Annotated in this window: 13 protein-coding genes; 6 read left to right on the top strand and 7 right to left on the bottom strand. The window is 42.9% G+C overall.

The features are described from left to right. Nucleotides 1-93: 93 nt before the first annotated feature. From ACNURT_RS02710 to ACNURT_RS02690, 5 genes are all read right to left on the bottom strand, one after another. Nucleotides 94-297 carry a hypothetical protein gene (locus tag ACNURT_RS02710; RefSeq protein ID WP_419700434.1) on the bottom strand — a complete coding sequence of 68 codons (204 nt, stop codon included), beginning with the start codon at nt 295-297 and terminating at the stop codon, nt 94-96. Continuing rightward, a complete protein-coding gene (locus ACNURT_RS02705; protein ID WP_419700433.1) occupies nt 281-1666 on the bottom strand; it encodes an RDD family protein in 1386 nt (461 codons plus the stop codon). The genes ACNURT_RS02710 and ACNURT_RS02705 overlap by 17 nt, the downstream gene beginning before the upstream one ends. A gap of 110 nt (nt 1667-1776) precedes the next feature. After that, a complete protein-coding gene (gene ffh, locus ACNURT_RS02700) occupies nt 1777-3105 on the bottom strand; it encodes a signal recognition particle protein (RefSeq protein WP_419700432.1) in 1329 nt (442 codons plus the stop codon). A gap of 404 nt (nt 3106-3509) precedes the next feature. After that, the gene (locus ACNURT_RS02695; protein WP_370995863.1) at nt 3510-4532 is read right to left on the bottom strand and encodes a DUF3078 domain-containing protein; all 1023 of its coding nucleotides are present in this window, start codon (nt 4530-4532) and stop codon (nt 3510-3512) included. Nucleotides 4533-5072: 540 nt separating this feature from the next. Continuing rightward, nucleotides 5073-5540: a hypothetical protein gene (locus ACNURT_RS02690; RefSeq protein ID WP_370995862.1), complete on the bottom strand. Its 468-nt coding sequence runs from the start codon at nt 5538-5540 to the stop codon at nt 5073-5075. A 378-nt stretch (nt 5541-5918) separates the two neighbouring features. Between ACNURT_RS02690 and ACNURT_RS02685 the strand changes: the two genes are divergently transcribed. The 6 genes from ACNURT_RS02685 (at nt 5919) to ACNURT_RS02660 (ending at nt 10993) form a co-directional block, all read left to right on the top strand. After that, nucleotides 5919-7883 (top strand): tetratricopeptide repeat-containing sensor histidine kinase, encoded by a 1965-nt coding sequence (locus ACNURT_RS02685; protein ID WP_419700431.1) that lies wholly within the window; start codon nt 5919-5921, stop codon nt 7881-7883. After that, complete coding sequence (locus tag ACNURT_RS02680; protein ID WP_370995860.1) at nt 7870-8505, top strand: response regulator; 636 nt, start codon at nt 7870-7872, stop codon at nt 8503-8505. The genes ACNURT_RS02685 and ACNURT_RS02680 overlap by 14 nt, the downstream gene beginning before the upstream one ends. Nucleotides 8506-8572: 67 nt before the next feature. Beyond that, nucleotides 8573-8818, top strand: coding sequence for a hypothetical protein (locus ACNURT_RS02675; protein WP_419700430.1), 246 nt, complete (start codon nt 8573-8575; stop codon nt 8816-8818). A 152-nt stretch (nt 8819-8970) separates the two neighbouring features. Beyond that, nucleotides 8971-10209 carry a CehA/McbA family metallohydrolase gene (locus ACNURT_RS02670; protein WP_419700429.1) on the top strand — a complete coding sequence of 413 codons (1239 nt, stop codon included), beginning with the start codon at nt 8971-8973 and terminating at the stop codon, nt 10207-10209. Between the two features lie 389 nt (nt 10210-10598). After that, entirely contained in the window at nt 10599-10790 is a 192-nt protein-coding gene (locus ACNURT_RS02665; RefSeq protein WP_419700428.1) for a hypothetical protein, read from the top strand. A gap of 35 nt (nt 10791-10825) precedes the next feature. Continuing rightward, the gene (locus tag ACNURT_RS02660) at nt 10826-10993 is read left to right on the top strand and encodes a hypothetical protein (protein WP_419700427.1); all 168 of its coding nucleotides are present in this window, start codon (nt 10826-10828) and stop codon (nt 10991-10993) included. Between the two features lie 427 nt (nt 10994-11420). Here ACNURT_RS02660 and ACNURT_RS02655 read toward each other — a convergent pair whose 3' ends face one another. Beyond that, a complete protein-coding gene (locus tag ACNURT_RS02655) occupies nt 11421-12218 on the bottom strand; it encodes a hypothetical protein (RefSeq protein ID WP_419700426.1) in 798 nt (265 codons plus the stop codon). A 184-nt stretch (nt 12219-12402) separates the two neighbouring features. Continuing rightward, complete coding sequence (locus ACNURT_RS02650) at nt 12403-13239, bottom strand: glucosaminidase domain-containing protein (RefSeq protein WP_419700425.1); 837 nt, start codon at nt 13237-13239, stop codon at nt 12403-12405. Nucleotides 13240-13335: the final 96 nt, after the last annotated feature.

Below are 13335 nucleotides of genomic sequence, written 5' to 3'. Positions count from 1 at the left end.
TAAATGAGGGCAGTATCGTGTATTACACAAAACTAAAATAAAAATGCGGCCAATCAGTTCCTCATTTATATTTATCTAAAAGCAAGACGCCTTTTAATTTGCCGATTGCTTATAGAGTTTTTTACCTCCTTGCTGCAAAGCATTAATTGCGTTACAGCTGTATTCCCGCACCTTTTCCTCATACTGCGCAATAGCATCAAGCAATTCTGTTCCCCCGGCAGCAACTTTGGAGAGGCTGGTTGCCGCCCTTCTACCACATAGTTGAATATTTGCTGCGTAATTACTTAGTAATATCATTAATAAAATAAAGCTGATTATTTAATGCCAGACCTCTGTTTTCAGATCCTGATTCAGCAAGGGTTGATTTTACTGCGTTGTGCAACTCTTGTTTGGTAAACGAAACCTGTTTAAAGGTACCTTTAAGCGAACTGTAAACTTTTCCGATGTCTTGCTGTGAATATTGCCCGTTCTTGTTCATCTCTATTACCGAAAAAGATATACTATTCCCTGATATCTTTTCAACTTTCATAAACACATTGGAGTCTTGGTAGTAATCTGATCCGGCAGTCTTTAATTCAAAAAAATCTTCTGTATTGGCATTATCCAATTTATGATATATATCATCCTTTATTCGCTCCCGTTCGGCCTGATATTCTCTGCGGCGACTATAAGCGCCATATTCGGAGTATCCCCAATAGCTCAAGCCCCAAAGCGCTATACCTATCGGTACTACCAGAAAATATCGCCTTCCATTAACCCCCGTACCTTTTTCTTTGACTACACTTGTCGCCGAAATACGATCGTGCCATCCGCCGTTCCCAAATAAAAACGAGAAGCTTTCAAAGGGGATGCACCGGGCCAATGTGCGTTTTAAAATAGTACTAAAATCTGAATTTTCACCATTATCATTTATCACCCGTGTTTCGGTTAGATATTTAGCCGGTGTAGCCCCAAAAGCCACCTCAAAAGGAACATAGTATAGTAGCCGGCCAATAAAAATGAGAATTAAAAGGGTAAATTTTTCGCCAATAACTGCCTGAAAACGCATCAATATATTATTGTGCAGGTCGCTATAAATCAGCATTTCAATCAAAGTCGAAAAAAGAAGCACCGCCATAATCATATCAGCAATTAGGTTCATGAACCGCTGACCCGACGATGCACTCACATAGTTGGAGGTTGTTTGCTCCTCATCGGTATTTGTTTGTATCTCCAGCTGTTTGTTTTTATTAAAGTAATCTAACACCTGCCAGGCCAGCCCTATCCAAGCCAGCCTTATAATGAGGTATGCCAAAAAAACCAGCTTCGATCTTCCGTCCGCAGCAAACAAACTACCTGTAAGTATAGTGCTAAGGGCGTAAAGTGTAAAAATTGCCTTGTTAAATAATATAATGGCGAAGGCAAACCTGGGCAGCCTTGTTTCTTTACCTTTTGACGATACAAATAATATGGCACCCAATAACAACAATGCGCAAAAAATTAAGTTAAAGGCAGCAGACGCATTCCGCATGCCTAACCATTGGAGATTTAGCGGACTAAGCAGACCTGATAGTGCTCTGGTAAAAAAACCGTAACTATTATTATAGCTATCTGATAATATACCCAATACAGGTACAACAAAAGCAATAATGGCTACGCTTTTTGCCGAAAATTGTTTTTTGAACATAACGTGAATGCCTTATTTTTTTTAAAAGCAATCACAATATAATAATGCTTTAATAAAATGCCTTTCTATCCGATGCTTATTTTTTGAACATTTATTACAAAAACTTGTATTTACATCTTAGGCATACGGCGCATCATGCTGGCCATGGCTGCCGGGTTGCTCATTTGTTTCATTACTTTTTTCATGTCGTCAAACTGCTTCATGAGGCGGTTTACCTCGGCCAGGTCGGTACCGGAACCTTTGGCTATACGGGTGCGGCGACTTTGGTTAATAGTTTCGGGGTTTGATTTTTCATAGGGCGTCATAGATTGGATGATGGCCTCGATGGCTTTAAAAGCATTATCGTCAACCTCCACATCCTTCATCATTTTGCCTACCCCAGGTATCATGCCCATCAGATCTTTCATGTTACCCATTTTTTTGATCTGCTGTATCTGACTGTAAAAATCGTTAAAATCAAACTTGTTTTTGCGGATCTTCTTTTGCAGTTCGGCGGCTTCTTTCTCGTCAAACTGCTGCTGCGCACGCTCTACCAGGGAAACTACGTCGCCCATGCCCAGGATCCGGGAGGCCATACGGTCGGGGTGGAAAACGTCCAGCGCTTCCATTTTTTCACCGGTACCGATAAATTTGATCGGTTTGTTCACTACCGATTTGATCGATAAGGCGGCACCACCACGGGTATCACCATCCAGTTTGGTTAAAACCACACCGGTAAAATCCAATCGGTCATTGAATGTCTTGGCGGTGTTCACCGCATCCTGACCGGTCATGGAATCCACCACAAACAGGATCTCATGCGGATTTACAGCTGCTTTTACCTGCTCAATCTCCACCATCATAGCCTCGTCAATAGCCAAACGACCGGCGGTATCAATGATCACTACATTGTGGCCGTTCTGCTTAGCCAGGGCAATACCCTCACGGGCTATGGCTATAGGGTCTTTTGATTCGCGGTTGGCATAAACCGGGATACCTATCTGCTGACCCAATACTTCCAGCTGATCAATAGCCGCGGGGCGGTAGATATCATCAGCAACCAGTAAGGGCTTTTTATTTTTTTGTGTTTTTAAGTAGTTGGCCAGTTTGCCGGTAAAGGTTGTTTTACCCGCACCATTCAAACCTGCTATGAGGATAATGGTTGGCGTAGCCGGAAAAGTAAGTTCGGCAGTAGTGCCCCCCATCAGCTCGGCCAGCTCATCGTTCATGAGCTTGGTAAGCAGCTGGCCTGGCGAAACGGCTGTTAATACATTCTGACCCAGTGCTTTTTGCCTTACGTCATCGGTAAAGGCTTTGGCGGTTTTATAGTTAACGTCGGCATCCAGAAGGGCTTTGCGTATCTCCTTCATGGTTTCGGCCACGTTTATCTCAGTAATAGTTCCCTGACCCTTCAGGACCTTGAACGCCCTGTCGAGTTTATCCGAAAGATTTTCAAACATTATTATACAGTACTTTAATCTTTAAAGGTTACAAAGGTATGATTTTGAAATATATCCATTGAATTATTTTGGCGATGAACACGCATTTTGAAAAGAGCTTTTACATCAAGTCGACAAAAACTTTTTAAACCTCAGATTTTAACACTTTTCTGGCCGAAAACAGGATAAAACAGGACGAAAACTGTTTGCCAAACCCCCATTTTAACACTGTTTAACAAATTTTAACCCGGTTTTGAGTAGTTTCTGAAACTTTAAAAAGTATTAATTTATTGCCTTTCAAATAACTAAATGCCAAACGTTCGGTTCCCGGACCTTTTTTTCTTTTAACAGAACAGCCCGGTTTCCTTTGAATGGAAACCGGGCTGTTGGTATGAATCAAATATACGAAATTTTAGTCGATAAACTTACGGAAACTTATACAACACCCCCAGGGCCAGTCCCTCTGTAGCCTGCGCATCAGGAGAAGTATGCTTGTCATAAAGCAGGGTACCATTAAGACTAACATTGATCAACCGGTTAACCCGGGCCGATAAAACCATATCCACACGATGGGTGATATATGCCAGCGATTGCCCATAAGGTATAAATAAGGCGTAGCGCGTATTCAGGTGGACATTTTTCATGATATCCTTATCAAACAGAGCAACCATCTGGAAGGCCAGGTCATTTTTTATGGTATGGCCTATTGGTACACCGTAATTGTCTTGCTGTTTTTGATGAATGGTTGTATCTAAAACAAACGTTTGGCGGGCTGTACCGGTACCTATGCGTAAATCAAAATACCCGGTAGGCTTATATTCAAAACCGAATGATTCTGTTAAATAACCCGGCGACATAAAATTTGAAATATAATCCTGTGTAAACGTACCATTACCATTGTCAATATAATTATAGCCTTTATCAAATTGCGATTCAAACGTTAACGACCCAAATATGTACCAGTGTTTGGATAATTGCGAAGCCAGCTTATTATCAAAGTAAATACGGTCGTTGGTTTTGCGTTTGCCCTGTCCTTTGTTTTTAGATACGCCGTATTGCAGGTTCAGTTCAGATACGTAGCTAAACGGAGCCTTGTTATATTCGGTATGGTAAATAAAGTTAGATCCCAGCGCTACCGCGTTTACTCCACCCGCCGCGTAATTGCTGGTAAATGACGACTGATTAAAATTCAACCCAAAAGTGATAGACTTTTTCCAGTAGTTAACTTTATAATCCAGCATGCTTAAAGGCACCTGTGCCCTTTGCAGCTGTACCGGACGAATACGGGTTGGGATGGCATTTTTCCGGGAATCTATCCGGAGTTTATTGATTTGCGCGGTATCAATTTTAACGGTGTCGCGCTTCAGAGAGTCGGTTTGTTGTGCTTTGGCGTTGATGCCCAGGGCTATTAATGCCAGGAATGGCAGTACAAGTCGGGTTGTAAACATAGTAAACAAATTAAAGCAAAAAATCTCCTTTTATAACAGATTAATAAAAATTTGAGGGGATGGTTTTAAAAAAGTGAAGATCGGGGAGCAGGGTGAGGAATTGATGAAGGAGTTCGTCAACTAATATCGCCGGTCCTTGCGCTTGCCCAATGAGCAATGTCATTAAGTTAAGAGACCCCGAATGCGCCGTAGGTGCATAATGTCGGTAGAAAATTCATTTTTTAACATTTTTATCGTGCCATCGGTACGGAACTTGGCGAGTTGCGTACCGATGGCACGATATTTTTACAAGTTATTTTCTACCGACATTTGACCCCTCTGGAGTCGATCCTTAACTTAATGACATGCCCGATGAGCTGGCTTTGCAGCCGGAAAACCTCGTCTCTATAAAATTCTTGATTTCAATCAAGGTTTCAAATATCTGATTCAGAGCACTTTGTGTTTTAAAATACATTTTCCATCAAAGCAAAAACCCCGGGCATCGCGCCCAGGGTTTAAGATTAAGATGTTGTTAAAAGATAAGGCCAGGTTTTTTTCTTGTTATTTTGCTGAATATTGAAAATCACCTGTATATACCGTAGTGGTGATGGTTTTGTTGATGACAGGCTGTGCAGCTCCGTCAATAACGGGCTCCAATTTAAAAGTAAAGCTATGACCATTGGTGGCGCTAAATCCACCCGTGCTAATAGCCGCTGCAAATATGGGCGTAGTTGTTTCTATCACCACTTGCCCTGCCCTAAGTTGAGCGTTTGTAATAGTTAGGGCTTTTTGGTTAGGCTGCACAACGCCGTTTAGTTTAAATAAGGTAGTCTCGGTTCCCTGAACTGTTGTACCAACAATAACAAAATCAAAATCGTCAGAAGCCAGAAGACCGGTAGTCGTAATGGTAAACTTCATGTTTTTTTGAGTTTGAGCCGGAGGGGTCGGATCATCTTTTTTGCTGGAGCATCCGCTAAAGGTCAGTAAACCCAAAACGACAAGGTTTATCCATAAAATTGCTTTTTTCATAAGAGTTGTTTTTAAATTGTTTGTGATTATTTACTTGTAAATTCTTCCACATCCGGGTTTGGGTATGGGTATACCTGCTATTCCTATTGTATTATCTGTTGCTTTTTATCATTTCTTCCTCTATGCGTTTTCAATCTTGCTTGTAGGCGGGTGCCATGTTAGGGAGTAGGCGTTTCAAAAGTAGGCCGGGAAGTAAAAACAAACAATCGGGTATATCTGGTATTTTTTTATACCTATAGTTAGGTATTTTTAATGCTTTTTAAATAATTCAACTTTGCATAAAAGGAATTTCAGGACAGCATTTGGATAAAAGAAAACTTTACCATTAAATTTAGGCCCCTGATTATCCCGCATCTACCAAAGTCCTCAGCTTAATCAATGAAAAAATATTACAGTTTGATCGTTTTTATGGCGATAGCCGTAAGTAGCCGCGCACAGCTGCCCCTTAACGGAAAACATTATGCCGACAGCATTCGCCTAACCTTAAACAACCCTGCACCAGATAGCGCGAAAGCCCGCAGCTGTTTCCGGCTAACCGATTATTTTATTCTGTCAGAAGACACAGTGAAAGCCCGCCAATATTTAAAACAGGGGCTTAAATACAGCGGGAGCAATAAATACCTGCAATCGGTTTTCTTAGTATTTCAGGCGGGTACATTACCGGGGGCGCGTCCCGATTCGGCTATAAAAACTTATTTACAAGCGGATAAGGAGTTAAAAAAGTATAATACTCCCGATGCGCTTTTGATAAGGGCCAAGGGCCTGCATGATTATGCCCGCTTGCTGCAATATAAAAATGACAATCTGGAGGCCTACGTAAACATCCTCCTGAACCAGGCCCTTCCATTGGCCCAACAGGCCGGCGACCGGGGGTATACCGGCAAAATATATCTGGATGTAGCATTTGCCTTTAAAAACTTAAACAACTTTAAAAAGGCCGAAGTTTATTTGTTTAAAGCCATCGCCACGCTAAAAAACGCGCCGAAAGACGCGCAATACCTGGCATCGGCCTATCATACGCTGTCTGAAAACTATTCACTGTCGGGCAAGGCTACACAGGCCGCCGCCATGCTGGATAGCATGCGCATTTTACTAACACCTTACCCCGATGCTGATGCCTGGCTTGATTATTATGCGGGTGAGGGCATGCGCCTCACGATAGCCGGGCAGTTTGATCAGTCGCTCACCGTTATTGACAAGGGTATTGCCCTGGCGCAAAAATTACAGCAGGAGTATCCGGAACAGCGGCTGCTGATGCAAAAATTTTATGCCCTGTATAATAAAAAATCTTTTCAGCAAGCTAAGGCTGTCGCGCTTGACCTCAGCCATCGTAAGCCCTTCATGAACATCGCCTCAAACCGGTCGCAATTGTTTTATTGCCTGGCCTTAACCGATGAAGAGCTGAAAGATAAAGCCGGCGCTTATGATTGGATGAAACGGTACAGCGCTCTGAGCGATAGCATTTCACACAGCACGCTGGAAACAAAAATAAACTCGCTGGAAATAAAGTATCAGACTGCCGAAAAACAGAAGAAAATTACGGAGCTGGAAGCGGACAGGCAAAAAGCGAAACTGACCAACTGGTTACTGGGTACCGCCAGTATAACTTTGCTCATCATTACGGTGTTTTTGATCTACTATTATCGCAACAGCAAAAAACTGGCGCAACAGAAAGAGCTAAACCATCAGCAGCAGCTAAAAGAGATCGAACAACAGCAGCAGCTCAAATTCACCCAGGCCATGCTTACCGGCGAGGAGCAGGAGCGGCAGCGTGTAGCCCGGGATCTGCATGATGGCCTGGGAGGCATGCTTTCGGGTATCAAAATAAAACTTTCGGGACAGGCAAAGGCGGCCGGGCACCAGGAGCTTGACGGGGTGATATTGCAACTGGACCATTCGGTGGCAGAATTACGGCGTATAGCCCGCAACATGATGCCCGAAAGCTTGCTGAGGCTGGGGCTGGAAACCGCCCTGCGCGATCTGTGCGAATCATTGATGAGCGAACAAACCAAGATCAAGTTTCAGGCCTATGACATCCGGAAAGATATGCCGGCGGTTATCCAGGCCAATATCTATCGTATTGTACAGGAGCTTCTGTCAAACGCGGTGAGGCATGCGGAAGCCAGCAATATCATATTGCAATGCAGCCAGAACAACGATATATTTTTAATCACCATAGAAGATAACGGCATTGGATTCGATGTTAAAACCGCTTTAGATGCCGAAGGCATCGGGTTTAGCAACATCAAAAACCGGGTAGATTACATGAAGGGAAAAATGGATATAGAATCGGCGATCAATGAAGGTACCGTTATTAACATCGAATTAAATGCAGCAGGATAAAACCATACTCGCCATTGTCGATGATCATCCCATGGTAATCGAAGGCTTGAAATCATTGTTAAAACCCGAAGCCGCCATTTACACTACGGTAAGCTTTACAAGAGGGCGGGAGTTTATCTCGTTTTTAAGCCAGAACGAGGTTGATCTGGTATTGCTGGACATTAGTTTGCCCGATGTTAACGGTATTGAACTGTGTAAGGAGATCAAGAAGATCTCGCCCAAAACCATTGTGCTGGGCCTGAGTAATCAAACAGAACGCAGTATGATGCTGCAAATGTTGCAATGCGGCGCCAGCGGCTATTTACTGAAAAATGTTTCGCAGGATGAGCTGTTGGGCTGTATACAGGAAGCGCTGCACGGGCTGATCACCTTTAGCCGGGAGGCGAAGGAAATTATGGGCCGCCCTTCAAAGGCCGGGCTTAATGAGGTTGCATCCATCACCAAAAGAGAAAAACAGATCCTGGAGCTGCTGGCCCAGGGCAAAACTACCGCAGCCATTGCCACCGAGCTATTTTTGAGTCCCCTTACTGTGGATACACACCGGAAAAACCTGCTGCAAAAGTTTGAGGTAAAAAATACTGCCGAGCTGCTGATGGCTGCCGTACAGCAGAAGCTTTTGTGAGGGCTCATAGATAAGCCAGGGCCTAAAAAAGTTTCTTATATTGTACATTGATAAAACCCTAACAATAATGCTACCACTAAACGAAAAATATTGTACACTGACAGCAACCAAGCACGCATTTTCCTCCAAAGTTGATATTGAAATTGATTTTGGGCAGGAGACCGGTTTCGAAAAAGAAACAGAAATAGTTAAGGAATTTACATCGATTGTTGATGCTTTGAACTATTTGGCTACGAGAGGCTGGGAGTTGGCCGGTTCCTATAACACAGGAAGACCCATGGAATCCTGGCATATAATGAGAAGAAAAGCTTGATGTGATCCATTTCCGGGAAAGGAGGGGAAAAATCATCATTGAGTAGTTCCCTTTGTCACATTTATACTGCATTTTCCCGGCTTTAACAATTTGCTAATATCAGTGGGGTAAGTTGGCAGCCAAATACCTTACATGGTTAAAAATTAAAGCAAATGAACACCTTTTTACAAACACTTTCTCTCTCAAATCAGTTATTTAAGCGCATTACCCGTACCACAGTTGCTTTGCTCATGACCTGCCTGGCCTGCTATGCACAGGGGCCATCAAACCACAGCAATCCATGGGCACCTGTTACTCCGGAGGTGCTCCCGCCAATTGCCAGCCTGAGCAAGGGCGTATGGCTTAAAGGCGAACTGCATGTACACTCCCGTCACAGCACGGAGTCGTCAAATAATTCCATCGCCAAGATCATCGCCTTTTCAAAAGCGGTTGGTATCGATTACATCTGCATCACCGATCATGACAACCATGTAAACGGTGATGTAGCGCACAACACCTGGGCCGACCCTGAGTTTAAGTCGGATTCTGTATTATTATTGTATGGCGCCGAATGGACCACCGTTCGCGGGCATGGCAACGCGTTTTCGGCCAAACCTTATGATCACCAGCGGCTATATGACGTGCGTGACCAGCGCGACGTGGTGATCGGGGCTATCAAAAAAGAGTTGGGCATCCATTTGTCGGCCAATCATCCAAGCGGCAAAGATCATTTCGGATATTCATACGATATGGTGAACTCCATAGAGATTTGGAACTCAGCCATCTGGTCAAAAAACGCTAACGCCATCATGATCTGGGATGATATGCTTTCATCGGGCCGCAAACTAACCGGCAGGGGCGGCAGCGACGCGCATCACGGTACGCCCGAGGGCACAGAGCAACCCTCCAAAAACACCTATCAGGCTAAGGCCAATTATGTAGGCACGCCCACCACCTGGGTATTTGCCACAGCGCGTACCTCGCAGGCTGTGATAGACGCGCTGACCAATGGCCGTGTTTGTGTAAGCTCAAACCCATACGCCCCGCGCGTTGAGTTTTATGCAGATGTTAACCAGGACGGTAAAATGGATATGATGATGGGCGATAACACCAAAGCCACAGGCAAACCCGTAAAATTCCAGGTTAAATTAACCGGGAAAACAGTGGCCGACTCCACCTACACAGTTAACGTTATAAAAAATGGCGACAAATTCGGCACCTTCCAGGTAAACGGCAAAACGGCTTCTGTGGAATTTACTGATACCCCGCAAGCACAGGGCCGCAGTTATTACCGGGTGGAAGTGCAGGGTCCGCAAACCGCGTATCCGCAGGTTCCCGGATCAATGGCGCTAAGCGGCAATATGATAGGCTTATCAAACCCCATCTATTTTAATTTCGATCCTAATTTTTGATTACTGCAAATTGATGATAAAGCCCCTAATGCCAATAGATAACGGTTGCAGGGGCTTTTTTAATAGGCCTAATTTTATTAATTCCCATCAAAAAAAGAGCAGGGCCAATTTATATTAGCTTAATATAGATATAGTTTATAGAATAAACTAATATTTTATCCTATAATATTAGTTTATTTCCCATCATTTATTACAACAAGCAGGATGCTAGTTAATTAATCAAAACATGCGGCAATATTTTTAACAATTATTAATAAATATTATTGGTTTTTTAAATAATTATTTAACTATATTAGATACATCATTATGGCCATTACTGATATGGGATAACTATTTCTGAGACCCATGCATAGTGCAAAAACCAGAAAAACAAAACTAAACCAAACAACATGTACCAAACATTAGATTTAAACAGAATGGGGCTTATGCCTATGACTCCCACTGAAGCTCGGGAAACCGGGGGTGGGTTTGGAGAAGAAGTAGCAATTGGATTGGTAATTGCCGGAGTCGTTTTTTTAGTTGGTGCCGCATATGAGGCAGGAAAAAACGCCCGCGATTATGATAAAGCACACGGTCAATAAAAATTTAATTACACTAAAATTAAAACAACAATTTTATGATACAAGAATTAGGTTTAACCGAATTGAGTTATGACGAAGCATTAGAAATTTCAGGAGGCGTTTCAACCAGAACAGTTATAATAGGCGGAGTGCTTACGGTAATTTCTCCAGTATTAGGAGCCGCTTTTTGGATTGGTTACGCAGTTGAGTCTGTTAAAGGGTAATAGCGGCTAATAACTGTTTTATAACATTAAGAGCGGGCATTATTAAAATAATGTCCGCTTACTTTCACAAAAATTGTTCAAATCATGGCAGAAAAAAATTTCAACTATATTTTATGTGTTATTGTATTTGCAATAGTATATGTGTTTTTAATGTTTGCATATAATGCCGGAAAGCAGCTTTATAAAGAGGATAAAGTAAGATCTGAACAGTCAAAACAATAATTCAAGTTGGGTAATATCGCAGCTCATTTCAACCGGGTTACTACCGGTTGGTGTATCGTTTGCCATACCATTAGGGTTGCGGTAATATTATTTAACGCCAAAAATATAGCCTAACAGAACTGGACTTTGAATACAATTGACCCTGTTCTTTGTTAATAAGCCTATTTAATATCAGGTGATATTAATCTGCCTGAAACAGCAAGCTTCAATTTGCCAAATCTTCTGCCTTCGGAGTAACCAACTGGGGTAAAGCAAACGCCCGGGGCGAGCGTAAAAAGCGCCTCAGGTTTGATTTGATAGAGGCGATAAATTCATAATCGCTGGCAGTGGTTACCAGGTAGTAGCCGGGGCGGTAACGCTGCATAAAATCGGTTAGCTGTTGATCCTTAAGATGGGTTATGTTACCAACATAAGTCCGGTTAAACCTAAAGTCGATCACATTTTGCTTGTAATCCCGTTCAATGATGCCCCGTAACTTTTCGGCATTGCGGCCGCTCCGGCTTAAGGAGTTCCATAAGGCATCAATACCAATGCCTGCACCCATTCCTGGCGCAACCGTAAGCAGGTCATGATTATCCAGTGATCCGTAAAGTTTGGTGTAATCTCTTTTAGTCGCATCCAGCTGTTTTTGCGGGTTCAGCATGGTATCGCGCACAAAAACCTCTTTCAGCTGTATGGCTGAGCGTTTCATATAAACAGCCAGTGAGGCGTTGTTTTGTAATTTTAAGGTATCAGCGTAATGATCGGGCTTGGTAAAAATCAGCACATCGCCGGGTTTAGCCTCAATATTAAACTCGCCCTTAAAGGTATTATAAACCGATTTGCCCGTTGTGGCATTCAGCACATTCACTTTGGCAATACGGCCTTTGCTGTCCTTATCAAATACAATACCGTCAACGGTTTTTTGCTGGGCAAAAACCGTTGCAGATAGCGTACATAAAAACAATAGCAGCCATATTTTCATTGCAGCGCCAAAAATAAGCTTTCGGCCGTTCCTGGTCATATTATTTAACAACAATTAACAGCTTTTTGAGGGGGGCGAACAAAAGTGATATCAAGCCCGTCATTGCGAGGTACGAAGCGATCTCTACATAAGCAAATTACCTCTGCTGGATTACTCTGTATAGTATAGAGATTGCTTCGTACCTCGCAATGACGCTTTTATATTTTATTTCCTGATTCTATTACTATTTCACAACTACCAGCTTCTGACCAATAGCAATATGGTCATCAACAATGTTGTTTAGCCCTTTTAACTCATCAACTGTTATTCCAAAACGCTTGGATATGTTATATAGTGTATCGCCCTGTTTAACGGTGTATATTTTATCGTCGGGTTTGGTTTTTGCAATGGTGTCGGTATCGGCTTTACCAATGGTATTATTGATCTGCGTAAGCACGCGGTCTTCCCGTTTAATCTTGGCAATTTCTCCTTCCGGGCGATCATACTGGTCAAGATGGTAGCGCACAATAATATTGATCAGCAGCTCCGGGTATTTGGGATTTGTAGCATAGCCGCATTGTTTCAGGCCGCGGGCCCAGCCTTCATAATCATTTTTATCCAGTTCAAACAGGCGGGCGTAGTTTTTACGTTTCAGGAAAGCGGAGTGGTCACGGTAAGAGTCGTCGGGGTTGTCATACACCCTGAAGCATTCGTTGGCACTGTCATCATCTTTGTAATAACTTTTCCCTTTCCAGTCGCTGGTGCATTTAATACCAAAGTGGTTATTGGCCACTTTAGCCAGGTCGCTGTTACCGCTGCCCGACTCAAATAAACCCTGAGCCAGGGTAATACTTGCCGGGATGCCATACTGGTTCATTTCCTGTATGGCTATGCCTTTAAACCGGTCGATATAAGATAAGGAAGTATATGACTGATAATTGGCAATAGCATCCTGATTCTGCTTTTTGATGGTATTGTTATTCTGCCGAACCTGTTTGTTGGAGATGGTTTTCTTTTTGGCCGAGCAGGAGGCAAGGCAAACAGCCGCTACGAACAGTAGTAGATAGATTTGTTTTTGCATACGGTTAAAAAAAGAGTTAAGAATTAAGAGTCAAGAATCAGGAAGAAAGGGCTCGTTATTCCTCCGTCTTGATTCTTGACTCTTATTTCTTGACTC

Origin of the sequence: Mucilaginibacter sp. NFX135, assembly GCF_048565145.1 — a bacterium.
Classification (GTDB): Bacteria; Bacteroidota; Bacteroidia; order Sphingobacteriales; family Sphingobacteriaceae; genus Mucilaginibacter.
The sequence above is the reverse complement of the archived record's forward strand: the minus strand, read 5'-3'. Positions and strand labels throughout refer to the sequence as shown.